The organism is Sphingopyxis sp. SE2 (genome assembly GCF_032227185.1).
GTDB lineage: Bacteria > Pseudomonadota > Alphaproteobacteria > Sphingomonadales > Sphingomonadaceae > Sphingopyxis.
Genome location: NZ_JAPMXW010000001.1, coordinates 303341 through 317171 on the forward strand (window position 1 = coordinate 303341; position 13831 = coordinate 317171).

The 13831-nt window shown below is 65.4% G+C and carries 13 protein-coding genes; 12 read left to right on the forward strand and 1 reads right to left on the reverse strand.

All coding sequences use genetic code 11. From position 1 onward, the window contains the following. Positions 1-114: 114 nt before the first annotated feature. The 11 genes from tsf to rpmE all read left to right on the forward strand — a co-directional run bounded on the left by tsf (position 115) and on the right by rpmE (position 10612). Positions 115-1041, forward strand: coding sequence for a translation elongation factor Ts (gene tsf, locus OVY29_RS01370; RefSeq protein WP_313910677.1), 927 nt, complete (start codon positions 115-117; stop codon positions 1039-1041). A 115-nt stretch (positions 1042-1156) separates the two neighbouring features. Continuing rightward, a complete protein-coding gene (gene pyrH / locus OVY29_RS01375; RefSeq protein ID WP_313910678.1) occupies positions 1157-1879 on the forward strand; it encodes a UMP kinase in 723 nt (240 codons plus the stop codon). A 25-nt stretch (positions 1880-1904) separates the two neighbouring features. After that, positions 1905-2459: a ribosome recycling factor gene (gene frr / locus OVY29_RS01380; protein ID WP_037555087.1), complete on the forward strand. Its 555-nt coding sequence runs from the start codon at positions 1905-1907 to the stop codon at positions 2457-2459. 159 nt (positions 2460-2618) lie between these two features. Beyond that, the gene (uppS, locus tag OVY29_RS01385; RefSeq protein WP_313910679.1) at positions 2619-3299 is read left to right on the forward strand and encodes a polyprenyl diphosphate synthase; all 681 of its coding nucleotides are present in this window, start codon (positions 2619-2621) and stop codon (positions 3297-3299) included. Positions 3300-3303: 4 nt separating this feature from the next. Next, positions 3304-3975 (forward strand): phosphatidate cytidylyltransferase, encoded by a 672-nt coding sequence (locus tag OVY29_RS01390; RefSeq protein WP_037555090.1) that lies wholly within the window; start codon positions 3304-3306, stop codon positions 3973-3975. Between the two features lies 1 nt (position 3976). Next, complete coding sequence (locus OVY29_RS01395) at positions 3977-5140, forward strand: 1-deoxy-D-xylulose-5-phosphate reductoisomerase (RefSeq protein ID WP_313910680.1); 1164 nt, start codon at positions 3977-3979, stop codon at positions 5138-5140. Next, entirely contained in the window at positions 5133-6263 is a 1131-nt protein-coding gene (rseP, locus tag OVY29_RS01400; protein WP_313910681.1) for an RIP metalloprotease RseP, read from the forward strand. Before OVY29_RS01395 ends, rseP begins: the two co-directional genes overlap by 8 nt. Before the next feature lie 72 nt (positions 6264-6335). After that, a complete protein-coding gene (gene bamA / locus OVY29_RS01405; protein WP_037555138.1) occupies positions 6336-9017 on the forward strand; it encodes an outer membrane protein assembly factor BamA in 2682 nt (893 codons plus the stop codon). Beyond that, positions 9017-9700 (forward strand): OmpH family outer membrane protein, encoded by a 684-nt coding sequence (locus OVY29_RS01410; RefSeq protein ID WP_037555093.1) that lies wholly within the window; start codon positions 9017-9019, stop codon positions 9698-9700. The genes bamA and OVY29_RS01410 overlap by 1 nt, the downstream gene beginning before the upstream one ends. A 4-nt stretch (positions 9701-9704) precedes the next feature. Beyond that, positions 9705-10184 (forward strand): 3-hydroxyacyl-ACP dehydratase FabZ, encoded by a 480-nt coding sequence (gene fabZ / locus OVY29_RS01415; protein ID WP_313910682.1) that lies wholly within the window; start codon positions 9705-9707, stop codon positions 10182-10184. 200 nt (positions 10185-10384) lie between these two features. Then, complete coding sequence (rpmE, locus tag OVY29_RS01420) at positions 10385-10612, forward strand: 50S ribosomal protein L31 (RefSeq protein WP_037555096.1); 228 nt, start codon at positions 10385-10387, stop codon at positions 10610-10612. A 9-nt stretch (positions 10613-10621) separates the two neighbouring features. On the opposite strand, the gene OVY29_RS01425 is transcribed toward rpmE, so the two are convergent. Beyond that, entirely contained in the window at positions 10622-12094 is a 1473-nt protein-coding gene (locus OVY29_RS01425) for a glycerol kinase (RefSeq protein ID WP_313910683.1), read from the reverse strand. 312 nt (positions 12095-12406) lie between these two features. Here OVY29_RS01425 and OVY29_RS01430 point away from each other — a divergent pair, with 312 nt between their 5' ends. After that, positions 12407-13813, forward strand: coding sequence for a DEAD/DEAH box helicase (locus tag OVY29_RS01430; RefSeq protein ID WP_313910684.1), 1407 nt, complete (start codon positions 12407-12409; stop codon positions 13811-13813). Positions 13814-13831 lie beyond the last annotated feature (18 nt).

The window sequence follows — 13831 nt, forward strand, 5'->3', positions numbered from 1 at the left end:
ACGGCGCGGCAAGGGTTCGCGCCGTCCCTGTCATCGCATTGACTTATCGCCCCGCCATGCGCGCGAGGCGTCCCGCGGGCCAGACGGGCTCGCCCCTTTTGAAAGGAATATTCCATGGCTGAAATCACGGCCGCTCTCGTCAAGGAACTGCGCGACCGCACGGGCGCAGGCATGATGGATTGCAAGAAGGCGCTCGCCGAAAACAACGGCGACATCGAAGCGTCGATCGACTGGCTGCGTACCAAGGGCCTCGCCGCCGCCGCCAAGAAGGCCGGCCGCGTCGCCGCCGAAGGCCTCGTCGGCGTCGCCACCGACGGCAACCGCGGTGCGATGGTCGAAGTGAACAGCGAAACCGACTTCGTTGCCAAGAACGAACAGTTCCAGGGCTTCGTCCGCGACGTGACGCAGGTTGCGCTCGCGGGCAGCATCACCGACATCGACGCGCTGAACGTCGCCGCCTATCCGGGCGGCGCCACCGTCGCCGAACAGCTGACGCAGAATATCGCGACGATCGGTGAGAACCAGTCGCTGCGTCGCTCGGCGATCGTTTCGGTGAACTCGGGCGTCGTCACCGGCTATGTCCACAACGCCGCCGCGCCCGGCATGGGCAAGATCGGCGTGCTCGTCGCGCTCGAATCGACCGCCGGCGCCGACGTTCTCGAACCGCTCGGCAAGCAGCTCGCGATGCACGTCGCCGCCGCGAACCCGCTGGCCCTGAACGGCGACGATCTCGACTCCGACCTCGTCGCCCGCGAACGCGCGATCGCCGAGGAAAAGGCCGCCCAGTCGGGCAAGCCCGCCGATATCGTTTCGAAGATGGTCGACGGCGCGATCGCCAAGTATCGCAAGGAAAACGCGCTGCTGTCGCAGCTCTTCGTGATGGACGGCAAGACGCCGGTCGCCGAAGTCGTCGCCGCCGCCGGCAAGGATGTCGGCGCGACGATCACGCTCAAGGGCTTCGTCCGCTTCCAGCTCGGCGAAGGCATCGAGAAGGAAGCAAGCGACTTCGCGGCGGAAGTCGCGGCTGCCGCTGGCGTCTGAAAGACACGATACGGATTGCCGCATTCGCCGCGGCAGTCCGCTTGGCAATGGCGCGTGCCCGCTCTAGGGTGCGCGCCATTCGCTTATTCATCGATACCAAGAGGTTCCCCACGACATGGAATTGCCCGGCATGAAACGCATTTTGCTCAAGCTGTCGGGCGAGGCGCTGATGGGCCCCAGCCCCTTCGGCATCGACCCTGAAACGGTCGCGAGCATGGCGGCCGAGGTCAAGGAAGCCAAGGACCGCGGCCTTGAAATCTGCCTCGTCATCGGCGGCGGCAATATCTTTCGCGGCATGGCGGGCGCGGCCAAGGGTATGGACCGCGCGCAGGCCGACTATATGGGCATGCTCGCGACGGTGATGAACGCACTCGCGATGCAGAACGCGCTCGAGCAGCTTGGCGTCGAAACGCGCGTCCAGTCGGCGATCGAAATGGACAAGGTGTGCGAGCCGGTGATCCGCCGCCGCGCCGAACGCCATATGGAAAAGGGTCGCGTCGTGATCTTCGCCGCCGGCGTCGGCGCCCCCTATTTCACCACCGACAGCGGTGCAGCACTGCGCGCCGCCGAAATGAAGTGCGACGCGCTCTTGAAGGGCACCAGCGTCGACGGCGTCTATAACGCCGACCCCAAGAAGGATCCGAGCGCGGTGCGTTATGACACGCTCAGCTATGACCGCGTGCTCGCCGACAATCTGAAGGTGATGGACGCGAGCGCGGTGGCGCTCTGCCGCGACAACCATATCCCGATCGTCGTGTTCAACATCCGCGAGCCCGGCAATCTGGCGCGCGTGCTGGCGGGCGAGGGCGTTTCGACCGTCGTCGGCGACGCTGGCTGACAAGATATTCAGAGAGGAAAGACAGATGGCGAAATATGACAAGGCCGACCTCGAACGCCGCATGCACGGCGCGGTCGAATCGCTGAAGCACGACCTTGCAGGCCTGCGCACCGGCCGCGCGCACACCGCGCTGCTCGATCCGGTGACGGTCGAGGTCTATGGCAGCCACATGCCGCTGAACCAGGTCGCCTCGGTCAGCGCGCCCGAACCGCGCATGCTGTCGGTGCAGGTGTGGGACAAGTCGAACGTCGGCCCGGTCGACAAGGCGATCCGCTCGGCGGGCCTTGGCCTCAACCCGATCGTCGACGGCCAGATGCTGCGCCTGCCGATCCCCGAAATGACGCAGGAGCGCCGCAAGGAGCTGTCGAAGCTCGCCGGCCAATATGCCGAAAAGGCGCGCGTGGCCGTCCGCAACGTCCGCCGCGACGGCATGGACAATCTCAAGGCCGACGAAAACAAGAAGGAAATCAGCGAGGACGAGCGCAAGCGCCACGAGACCGAGGTGCAGAAGCTGACCGATGCGACGATCGCCGACATCGACGCCGCCGCGACCGCCAAGGAAAAGGAAATCCTGGGCTAAGCCAATGCACGACGCAGCGGCCATCGCGATCCTCCCCGGAACGGGGAGGGGGACCATGCGCAGCATGGTGGAGGGGCACCCTCCATCATACGCTCCGTGTATCCTCATGTGCCCCTCCACCACCTTCAGTGGTCCCCTTCCCCGTGCCGGGGAGGATTTATGAGTCATCATGGCGCGCGCCATGTCGCGATCATCATGGACGGCAACGGCCGCTGGGCGAAAAAGCGCCTGCTGCCCCGCGTCGCCGGACACAAGGCGGGGGTCGAGGCGGTGCGGACGATCGTGCGCGCCGCGGGCGACCTCGGCATCGAGGCAATGACGCTCTACGCCTTCAGCTCCGAAAACTGGAAGCGGCCCGAGGAAGAGGTCAGCGACCTGATGGGGCTGATGAAGCGCTTCATCCTCTCCGACCTCGACGAATTCGCCGCGAACGATGTGAAGCTGAAAGTGATCGGCAACTGGCGCGCGCTCGCGCCCGACGTCGTCGCGCTGATCGAAAATGCGCTCGAGCGCACTTCGGGCAACAAGCGCACGACGCTCGCGGTCGCGCTCAACTATGGCGCACAGGACGAACTGGTGCGCGCTGCGAGCGCCGCCGCCGCGCAGGGCGAGATCACGGCGGAAGCGATCGAGGCGAACCTCGACACCGCCGACATGCCGCCGCTCGATTTGCTCATCCGCACCTCGGGCGAGGTCCGGCTGTCGAACTTCCTGCTGTGGCAGTCGGCCTATGCCGAACTCTATTTCACCGACATCTTGTGGCCGGACTTCAAACCGGCCGATCTCAAAGCGGCGCTCGACCATTTCGCGCGCCGCGATCGCCGTTACGGGGGACTTTAAGGGCATGGCGACAGCGGCGAAATCGGATCTCTGGGTGCGGCTCGTCTCGGCGATCATCCTGTTCGCGATCGCGGGCGCCGCGCTATGGTTCGGCGGCATCGCCTTCGGTCTGTTGCTGCTGGTCGGCGGGGCGCTCGTCCTCGTCGAATGGTTCCAGCTTGTAAAGGCGATGACGCTCGGCGGCGGCGGCAAAACCGCGTTCCACATCCTCGGCCCGATCCTCGTGCTCGGCGCAATGGCGGGGCTGTGGTTCGTTCGCGACCATCTCGGCATGACCGCGGCGCTGTGGGTGTTCGGCATGGTCTGGGCGACCGACATCGGCGCCTATTTCGCCGGCCGCGCCTTCGGCGGCGCGCGTCTCGCGCCGAAAATCAGCCCGTCGAAAACCTGGTCGGGGCTGTTCGGCGGCATGGTCGCGGCGCTGATCGCCAGCGCGACGATCGGCGACCGCGCCGGCATCGTCGGCGTGCCGCTGTGGATCGGCCTGTTCATGGGCCTCCTCGCGCAGCTCGGCGACCTCGCGCAAAGCTGGATGAAGCGCCGCGCCGGGGTCAAGGATTCGGGCAAGCTCATCCCCGGTCACGGCGGCCTTTTCGACCGCGTCGATGGCGTGCTGCCCGTGGCGTTGCTGCTCGGCGCGCTGGCCTTCGCGGGCCAGATCGCGGTGCGCGGCTGACATGACGCGCCGCCTCTCCCTGTTCGGTGCAACCGGATCGGTTGGGCAATCGACCCTCGACCTCGTGCGCCGCGATGGCGAGGCGTGGCGGGTCGCGGTGCTCACCGCCAATTGCGACGTTGCCGAACTCGCAAAGCTCGCCAAGGAATTCCGCCCAGAATTGGCGGTCGTAGCCGACGAAAGCTGTCACGTCGCGCTTAAGGACGCGCTTTCAGGGACTGGCATCGAAACCGCCGCGGGCGCCGCCGCGCTCGTCGAGGCGGCGCAGCGGCCCACCGACCTCGTCATGGCGGCGATCGTCGGCACCGCGGGCCTCGCGCCGACGATGGCGGCGCTCGAAGCCGGTCATGACGTCGCGCTCGCCAACAAGGAGGCGCTGGTGTCGGCGGGCGAGTTGATGACGGCGGCCGCACGCGCCTCGGGCGCGACGATCCTGCCCGTCGACAGCGAGCATAATGCGATCTTCCAGTGCCTTTCGGGCGGGCGCATCGATCAGGTCCGGCGCATCATCCTGACCGCCTCCGGTGGTCCCTTCCGCACGATGCGCGCCGCCGACATGGCCGCCGTCACCCCGGCGCAGGCGGTCGCGCATCCCAACTGGTCGATGGGCGCAAAGATCAGCGTCGATTCGGCGACGATGATGAACAAGGGGCTCGAACTGATCGAGGCGCATCACCTGTTCCCCGTCGGCCTCGACCGCATCGAAATCCTCGTCCACCCGCAGTCGGTGATCCACAGCCTTGTCGAATATATCGACTGCTCGACGCTCGCGCAGCTCGGCTCGCCCGACATGCGCATCCCGATCGCGTCGGCGCTCGCCTGGCCGCAGCGGATGGCGACGCCGTGCGCCCCGCTCGACCTCGCGACCATTGCGCGGCTCGATTTCGAGGCGCCCGACGAGGTGCGTTTCCCCGCGACCGCGCTCTGCCGCGCGGCGATCGCCGAGGGCGGCGCGCGCCCGGCGCAGCTCAACGCCGCGAACGAGGTCGCGGTCGCCGCCTTCCTTGCCGGGCGCATTTCCTTCCCCGCGATCGTCGACACGGTGCGCCGGGTGATCGATGCCGACGCCCCGGCCGTCCCGACCTCGCTTCAGGACATATTCAGCGTCGATACCGCATCCCGCGCGGCCGCTCAGCATTTTGTGGACCAGCTCGAACATGCCTAACGTGCCCATCTGGCTCTATTTCGTCGCTTTTCTGGCGGTGCTCGGCCCGCTCGTCTTCGTGCACGAATATGGTCATTATATCGTCGGCCGCTGGTGCGGGGTGAAGGCTGACGCCTTCTCGATCGGTTTCGGGCGCAAGATCCTCGGCTGGACCGACAAGCGCGGCACCGAATGGAAGATCGGCTGGCTCCCGCTCGGCGGCTATGTCCAGTTCGCGGGCGACCGCGACGCGGTCAGCCAGCCCGACGCCGAATGGCAGCAACTGCCCGCTGAAGAGAAATCGCACACCTTCCCCGCGCAGCCGGTGTGGAAGCGTGCGTTGATCGTGCTCGCGGGGCCGGTGACCAACTTTCTGTTTGCCATCCTGATCTTTGCGGCCTTTGCAATAGTTTACGGCGTTGGCCGCACCCCGGCCGTTATCGGCGCGGTAGAGGCGGACAGCGCCGCGCAGGAAGCGGGGCTGCGGGCCGGCGACAGGATCGTCAGCATCGACGGTCGAACAATGGATACGTTCAACGACATTCAGGGCGCGGTGGCGTTCAACCTCGGCAAACCCGCCAGCCTTGAGATTGCGCGCGGCAACGAGCGGTTGAACGTCATGTTGCGGCCGCGGATCATCTCCGAACGCGACTCCTTCGGCAACAAGAGCGAGCGCGCCGTGATAGGGATCCGTTCGGGGCCGCCGGTTTATACGGCCGTGGGTCCCGTCGCGGCGTTCCAGGAAAGCACTGCGCAAACCTGGGAGATGGTACGGCTGACGGGGAGCATCCTCGGCCAGTTCGTAACCGGCCAGCGTTCGATCAAGGATATGGGCGGACCGGTCAAGATCGCCAAGCAGTCGGGCGAGATGGCGACACTGGGGATCGGCACGCTGATCTTCTTCGCCGCCTTCATCTCCATCAATCTGGGGTTCATCAACCTCTTGCCATTGCCGATGCTCGATGGCGGTCATCTGGCCTTTTACGCCTATGAGGCGATCCGGCGACGTCCCGCGCCCCCAGAAGCGCAGGAATGGGCGTTCCGATTCGGTTTTGTGGCGATCGCGACCCTCATGCTGGTCGTGACTTTCAACGATTTGGGCTCAATTGGCGTGTGGGACAGGATCGCCCGCTTGATTGGCTAGCGAGTCTGGGGCAGGGAGTGGCGCCAAGCCCGCGGTCAGGCGGGTTTGTCGCTTTTGAGTTATTTTTTCGGGATGAACAGCGTGGCTTCACACAAATTTTCGGCGCGGACGCAGCTGTCGGTGGTTCTTCTGGCCGGCACGATGCTCGCGACGCCGTTGATGGCGCAAGAAGTTGCGCCGCCGCCCGTCCCTGCGCCGACGGTGCCGGCGCCGGCCCCCGAAGCGGCGCCGACCGCGACGACGGTCCAGTCGATCACGGTCGTCGGCAACCAGCGGCTCGAGGCGCAGACGATCCTGTCGTACCTGCGCTTGCGGGTCGGCCAGCAATATGACCGCGCGGTGCTCGACCAGGCGCTGAAGGACCTCGCCGCGACCGAGCTGTTCAAGGATTTCCAGATCACCGACAACAATGGTGCGCTGACGATCCAGGTCACCGAAAACCCGGTGATCAACCGCGTGATCCTCGAGGGCAACAAGCGCCTCAAGGAAGACAAGATCCGCCCCGAGATCAAGATGGCGCCGCGCCAGATCTACACACGCTCGAAAGTCCGCGCCGACGTCGCGCGCATCATCGAACTCTACAAGCGGCAGGGCCGCTTCGCCGCGACCGTCGAGCCCAAGATGGTCTCGCTCGACCAGAACCGCGTCGACGTCGTCTTCGAAATCAACGAAGGACCGAAGTCGAAGGTCCGCCAGATCAACATCATCGGCAACGAGAAGTTCAGCGACGGCGACCTCAAGGACGAGATGGCGACCAAGGAGGCGGGGCTGCTGACGATCCTGTCGTCGAACACCAGCTACGACCCCGATCGCCTCGCCTATGACCAGCAGAAGGTGCGCCTTTTCTACCTGACCAACGGTTACGCCGACTTCCGCGTGATTTCGGCGGTGGCCGAGCTCACGAGCAACAAGCAGGACTTCATCATCACCTATGTCGTCGAGGAGGGCGAACGCTACAAGTTCGGCGACGTCGACGTGCAGAGCGAGATCCGCGACTTCCAGCCCGAGATGCTGAAAAAGCTGCTGCCGATGAAGACCGGCGACTGGTACGACGCCAAGCTGGTCGAGGATACGGTCGAAAGCCTCAGCGAGACCGCGGGCTTGTTCGGCTACGCCTTCGCCGACATCAATCCCGAATTCCGCCGCAATCCCGAAGACCGGACGATGGCGATCACTTTCAATGTCGGCGAAAGCCCGCGGACTTATGTCGAGCGCATCGACGTCAACGGCAACACGCTGACCCACGACAAGGTTGTGCGCCGCGAGTTCCGCCTGAACGAGGGCGACGCCTTCAACAGCTTCGGCGTCAAGCGGACCGAGAGCCGCATCAACAGCCTCGGTTATTTCCAGGAAAATCTGGAGATCGAGCGCAAGGAGGGCAGCGCGCCCGACCGCATCATCCTCGAAACCAATGTCGAGGAAAAGCCGACCGGTGAACTGTCGCTCTCGGCCGGTTTCTCGTCGATCGAGAATTTCCTGCTCCAGGCGTCGATCCGCCAGCGCAACTTCCGCGGTCTCGGTCAGCAGCTCCAAGCCTCGGTCAATTATTCGAGCTATTCGAAGTCGATCGAGCTCGGCTTCACCGAACCCTATCTGTTCGATCGCAACATCTCGATCGGCGGCAGCGTCTATCGCCGCGATTTGAACTCGTTCAACTTCATCGACAACGACCGCCGCACGACCTTTGAACAGGTCACGACCGGCGCGCAGATCAACGTGGGCGTGCCGCTGACCGAATTCATGTCCTTCTTTGGCCGCTACAGCATCAACTTCGACGATGTGACGCTCGACAGGTCGATCTATTATTTCGGCGACGAATGCGATCCGCTGGTCGCCGGCCGTTATCTGTGCGACGCGATCGGCAGTCGCACGACGTCGCTGCTCGGTTACACGCTCGCCTATGACGACCGCGACAATCGCATTCGTCCGACGCGCGGCCAATCGCTGTCCTTGAGCCAGGATTTCGCCGGGCTCGGCGGCAGCGTCAAATATGTCCGCACGCGCCTCGCGGGCAGCAAGCACTTCAACCTCGGCAGCCGCTTCATTCTCAATATCTCGGCCGAGGGCGGCTATATCTATCCGTTTGGCGGGCGCCCGACCCCGACCAGCGACAAGGTTCGTCTGACCGACCGCTTTTTCCTCGGCGAACCGCAGATGCGCGGCTTCGACATCCGCGGCGTCGGTCCGCGCGTCATTCGTTATGCCGCGACCTATGATCCGCTCAATCCGGTGATCGACACCAGCAACGACAATCGCGGCCAGATCGACGACGCGCTCGGCGGGCGTGCCTATTATCAGGGGCGGATCGAGCTCGATATTCCGCTCGGCACCGGGGCGAAGGAACTGGGGCTCAGGCCGTCGATCTTCCTCGATGTCGGCTCGGTGTTCAGCGTGAAACGCCCGACGCTGACCACGCTCGCCGATTTCCGCGATCCCGCGGACGGCTTCACAAAATTCCTCTGCCGCAACGCGACGACGGGCGTCAGCCAATTCGCGACCGAAACCACGACGACGACCGATGGGGTTACGACGGGAACCGGCGACTATACGACCTGCCCGGAAGGCTTCTCGTCGCTCGCGCCGTTCGAGGAACGTTTCTTCGGCGACACCTGGATGCCGCGCGTCTCGATCGGCGCCGGGGTCAACTGGAACTCTCCTTTCGGTCCCTTCCGGATCGATTTCGCTTACGCCCTTCGCAAAGAAGAGGGCGATGATATCAAACGCTTCTCATTCAATGTAGGAACCCAATTCTGATGAAGAAAATATTTGCCGCATCCGCGCTGGCGATCGCCGCGCTGTCGGTTTCGCCCATCCTGTCGGCCCCCGCCATCGCGCAGGCGAAGGGCGTCGGCGTCGCCGACGTGCGCGTCGCCGCCGCGCGTTCGAACGCCTTCCGCACCGCGTCGCAGCAGATCGAAACCACCTACAAGGCGCAGATCGACCAGCAGCAGTCGCGCGGCCAGACGCTGCAGGCCGAAATCAATGTCCTGATCGCCAAATATAACGAAGAGGCGAAAAAGACGCCGCAGAACCAGGCCGCGCTCCAGGCCGCGGCCAAGGCGGTGCAGGACAAGCGCCAGGCCGCCCAAGCCGAACTCGGCCAGATCGGCGCGCCGGTCGACCTCGCTATCGCCTATGTCGAAGACCAGATCAGCGTCCGCATGAACGAGGCGATCAAGGCCGCGATGACCGCGAAGAAGATCGACCTGCTGCTCAACCCCGACGCCGTGCTCGCGCGCGAAAACAATGTCGACATCACCGACGCGGTGGTGACCGAACTCAACCGCATCCTGCCGAGCGTGTCGATCGCGGTCCCGGCCGGCTATCAGCCCGGCCAGCTCGTCCAGCAGCGCAACCAGCAGTTGATGGACGCGGCCCGCGCGTCGCAGGGCACTCCGGCTCCGGCGCCGACCGGCACCCAGCCGACCACGCGCTGATCCGATGGCGGACGGGGAAAATGGGGCAGGGGCGCTGGGCCCGGTGGACATCCGCCGGATCCTGACGCTGCTGCCGCACCGTTATCCGATGCTGCTCGTCGACCGGGTGGAATCGATGGTGAAGGACACCTCGATCCACGCGGTCAAGGCGGTGACGATGAACGAGCCCTTTTTTCAGGGGCATTTCCCCGGCCGGCCGATCATGCCCGGCGTCCTCATCGTCGAGGCGCTGGCACAGGCGGGCGGCATTCTCGCGATCGAATCGCTCGGCCTCGGCGGCTCGGGCAAGCTCGTCTATTTCATGGGAATCGACGGGGTGAAGTTCAGGAAGCCCGTCGAACCCGGCGTGCTGCTCGATCTCCACGTCACGATCCTCCAGGCGAAGCGGAATATCTGCAAATTCGAAGGGCGGGCGATGCTGGGCGATCAATTGGCGACCGAATGCCAGTTCACCGCGATGATCGCCGATCCGCCGAGCGACTAAGCGACACGTCTCCGCTTCGTCACCCCGGACTTGATCCGGTATCCACCGCGGCGTCGAAGTCGCGGACCCCGGATCAAGTCCGGGGTGACGAAGCAGGGGAGTTGCATTTTCCCAGCCAGCCCACTAAGGGCGCCACTTCGCGTTCTCGGACGCACAGACTCAGCCGCTGGTCGGTAACCAGCGGCATAGGAGCTTGAGACATGAAAAAAGACGTTCACCCAGACTATCACATGATCACGGTCAAGATGACCGATGGCACCGAATATCAGACGCGCTCGACCTGGGGCAAAGAGGGCGACGTAATGACGCTCGAAATCGACCCCACCGCGCACCCGGCCTGGACCGGCGGCACCGGACGCCTGCTCGACGCCGGCGGCCAGGTCGCGAAGTTCAACAAGCGTTTCGGCGGTCTCACCCTCAAGCGTTAATTCGGCTCCTCAGCCGAGGACTTTTGCAAGCGCGCTTTGCCACCCGGCAAGGCGCGTTTTGCGTTTCCGGGCGTCCAGTGCCGGCGTGAAACGCGTCGCGGTGCCGCGCATTGTCGCGGCGGCGCTCGCGAGATCGGGATAAAGGCCGGCCCCCGTCGCGGCGAGCATCGCGGCGCCGAGCGCGGTGCTTTCGACGAACCCCGGGCGTTCGACCACCAGATCCAGCATGTCGGCCAGATCCTGAGCCATCCAGTCGTTCGCGGCCATGCCGCCGTCGATCCGCAACTCGGCCCAATCGACCCCGTCGGCGGCGAAGGCCGATTTGAGGTCGTGCGCCTGATAGGCCTGCGCCTCGAGCGCCGCGCGCGCGACATGCGCTTTCGTGCTCGCAAAGCTGAGCCCCGACAGCGCCGCGAGCGCATCGGGCCGCCAGTGCGGGGCGCCGAGCCCCGCGAGGGCGGGGACCAGATAGACGCCGCCATTGTCGGCGACCGACCGCGCGAGCCCCTCGCTCTCGCCCGCACTCGCCAGCAGGCCCAGCCCGTCGCGCAGCCATTTGATCAGGCTGCCGGCGACGAACACCGATCCCTCGAGCGCGTAAGAGCGGGCGCTCTCCTCCTGAACCAGGATGGTCGCGAGCAGGCGGTTCGCCGACTGCGGCCGTTCGGGACCGCTCGCCGACAGGATGAAAGCGCCGGTGCCGAAGGTCGCCTTGGTCTGCCCGGGCGACAGGCACGCCTGTCCGATCGTCGCCGCCTGCTGGTCGCCTGCCATGCCGCAGATCGCGATCGGACTCCCGAACAGCGCGGGTTCGGTCACGCCGACGCGCGTCGTGCAGCCGGTGATTTCGGGGAGCAGCGTCATGGGCACGCCGAGCAGGTCGCACAATTGCTCGTCCCAGCCGCCATCGCCGTTGATATCCATCAGCAGCGTGCGCGAGGCGTTGGTCGCATCGCTGACATGGGCGCCGCCGGTCAGGCGGTAGACAAGATAGGATTCAACCGTTCCGACCGCGAGCCGGTCGCTCGCTTCGCGAAGCTGCGGCCAGTGTTCCAGCGCCCAGCCGATCTTGCTCCCCGAAAAATAGGGATCGAGCAGCAGGCCGCTTCGCTCCTGCACCATCGCCTCGTGCCCCGCCTCTTTCAGCGCCGCGCAATCGGCGGCGGTGCGGCGGTCCTGCCAGACGATTGCGGGCGCCAGCGGCTCGCCCGTCTTGCGGTCCCAGAACACCACCGTTTCGCGCTGGTTGGTGATGCCGATCGCGGCGACCTGATGCGCGCCGCCCGCCCGTTCGACCATGTCGCGCGTGCAGGCGAGCGTCGCGTCCCAGATTTCGGCCGCATCATGCTCGACGAGCCCCGGTGCAGGATAATGTTGCCGAAACTCGCGTTGGGCGCTGCCGAGCGGGGTGCCGTCGGCGTCGAAGAGCATCGTGCGGGTCGAGGTCGTGCCTTCGTCGATCACGATGATCTTTTCCGGCATGATGTCCTCCCTCTCCCGTTCGCTCTTCGCCAAGCTCAGCACGAACGGGGGAAGCGAGCAATCCCGTGCCGAGCAATAATCTTGCAATATCGCGCAACCCATGCCATATGATGGTGCAGCGCAGCATGGCGGACCCTTCCGCCGCAACCACCGGCAGCGTGATTTTCCCGCCCGAAACAGGCGCGGGACGAGCCGGACCGGCGCTTTGTCCCCAGAGGCACCCTTTCACGCGGGTCGTTTCGAACCCGCGGCCGTGCGCCGTCCGTTCGATGCGAACGGATGCGCCTGCGCGTCGCCCCATGTGAGTATTTTATGACGACTTTTAACGACTTTGGCCTGCACGCCGACATCAACCGCGCGCTTGCCGCCAAGGATTATACCCAGCCGACCCCGATCCAGACGCAGGCGATCCCGCCGCTGATGAAGGGCCGCGACCTGTGCGGCATCGCGCAGACCGGCACCGGCAAAACCGCGGGCTTTTCACTGCCCTCGATCCATCACCTCCTGACCTATCCGCACCGCGCCAACCCGCGCAGCTGCCGGATGCTCGTGCTCGCGCCGACGCGCGAGCTCGCGGCGCAGATCGCGCAAAGCTGCCGCGACTATGGCCGCTTTACCAAGCTTCGCGTGTCGACCGTATTCGGCGGCGTGCCGATCAACAAGCAAATCCGCGATCTCGCGCAGGGCGTCGACATCCTCGTCGCCACGCCGGGCCGCCTGCTCGACCTGATCGACCAGCGCGCGCTGCGTATGGATGACGTCGAAATCTTCGTCCTCGACGAGGCCGATCAGATGATGGACATGGGCTTCATCCATTCGCTGCGCCGCATCGCCAAGCTGCTGCCGTCGCGCCGCCAGAACCTGTTCTTCTCGGCGACAATGCCGAAAGAGATCGCGGGCCTCGCCGACCAGTTCCTCAACGACCCGGTCACCGTGTCGGTCGCGCCGCAGGCGACGACCGCCGAGAAGATCCGCCAATATTCGACCTTCGTCGAACAGAAGGAAAAACAGGCGCTGCTCACCGCGGTGATCGGCCGCGAGGATATCGATCGCGCGCTTATTTTCACCCGTACCAAGCATGGCGCCGACCGCGTCGTGCGTCACCTTGCGGGCGCGAAGATCAAGGCGATGGCGATCCACGGCAACAAGAGCCAGTCGCAGCGCACGCAGGCGCTGCAGGCGTTTCGCTCGGGCGAGATCAAGCTGCTCGTCGCGACCGACATCGCCGCGCGCGGCATCGACGTGTCGGGCGTCAGCCATGTGATCAACTTCGAGATCCCGAACGTCCCCGAACAATATGTCCACCGCATCGGCCGCACCGCGCGCGCCGGCGCAGAAGGCAAGGCGATCAGCTTCATCGCGCCCGACGAGCGCACCTATATGCGCGACATCGAACGCGTGACGCGGACCAAGGCCGAACCGATGCCGCTGCCCGAGAATTTCAGCGAGCTGGTGCGCAACCTGCCCAAGCCGGTCCAGCCGCCGCGCGATACCGGCAGCAAGGGCCGCAACCCGCAGCGTCAGCGCGAGGACGCGCACCGTCAGCGGGACGGGGGCCAACGCGACGCCGGGCACCGTGATGGCGGTCAGCCGCGCGGCGATCGCGGCCCGCGCCGTGAGGTTCCGGCTGCCGATGGCCAGCCCCAGCGCAAGCGCCGCTTCCGCCCGCGGAACAAGAGCGTCGGCGCACACAAGGGCGCGGTGAAGCGCGTCGGCTAAATTACAGACAAACCTCAT

Excerpts from the sequence above, each read along its gene's own strand:
- tsf (WP_313910677.1), top strand. The coding sequence starts at position 115 with ATGGCTGAAATCACGGCCGCTCTCGTCAAGGAACTGCGCGACCGCACG.
- pyrH (WP_313910678.1), top strand. The coding sequence starts at position 1,157 with ATGGAATTGCCCGGCATGAAACGCATTTTGCTCAAGCTGTCGGGCGAG.
- frr (WP_037555087.1), top strand. The coding sequence starts at position 1,905 with ATGGCGAAATATGACAAGGCCGACCTCGAACGCCGCATGCACGGCGCG.
- uppS (WP_313910679.1), top strand. The coding sequence starts at position 2,619 with ATGAGTCATCATGGCGCGCGCCATGTCGCGATCATCATGGACGGCAAC.
- OVY29_RS01390 (WP_037555090.1), top strand. The coding sequence starts at position 3,304 with ATGGCGACAGCGGCGAAATCGGATCTCTGGGTGCGGCTCGTCTCGGCG.
- OVY29_RS01395 (WP_313910680.1), top strand. The coding sequence starts at position 3,977 with ATGACGCGCCGCCTCTCCCTGTTCGGTGCAACCGGATCGGTTGGGCAA.
- rseP (WP_313910681.1), top strand. The coding sequence starts at position 5,133 with ATGCCTAACGTGCCCATCTGGCTCTATTTCGTCGCTTTTCTGGCGGTG.
- bamA (WP_037555138.1), top strand. The coding sequence starts at position 6,336 with ATGAACAGCGTGGCTTCACACAAATTTTCGGCGCGGACGCAGCTGTCG.
- OVY29_RS01410 (WP_037555093.1), top strand. The coding sequence starts at position 9,017 with ATGAAGAAAATATTTGCCGCATCCGCGCTGGCGATCGCCGCGCTGTCG.
- fabZ (WP_313910682.1), top strand. The coding sequence starts at position 9,705 with ATGGCGGACGGGGAAAATGGGGCAGGGGCGCTGGGCCCGGTGGACATC.
- rpmE (WP_037555096.1), top strand. The coding sequence starts at position 10,385 with ATGAAAAAAGACGTTCACCCAGACTATCACATGATCACGGTCAAGATG.
- OVY29_RS01425 (WP_313910683.1), bottom strand. The coding sequence starts at position 12,094 with ATGCCGGAAAAGATCATCGTGATCGACGAAGGCACGACCTCGACCCGC.
- OVY29_RS01430 (WP_313910684.1), top strand. The coding sequence starts at position 12,407 with ATGACGACTTTTAACGACTTTGGCCTGCACGCCGACATCAACCGCGCG.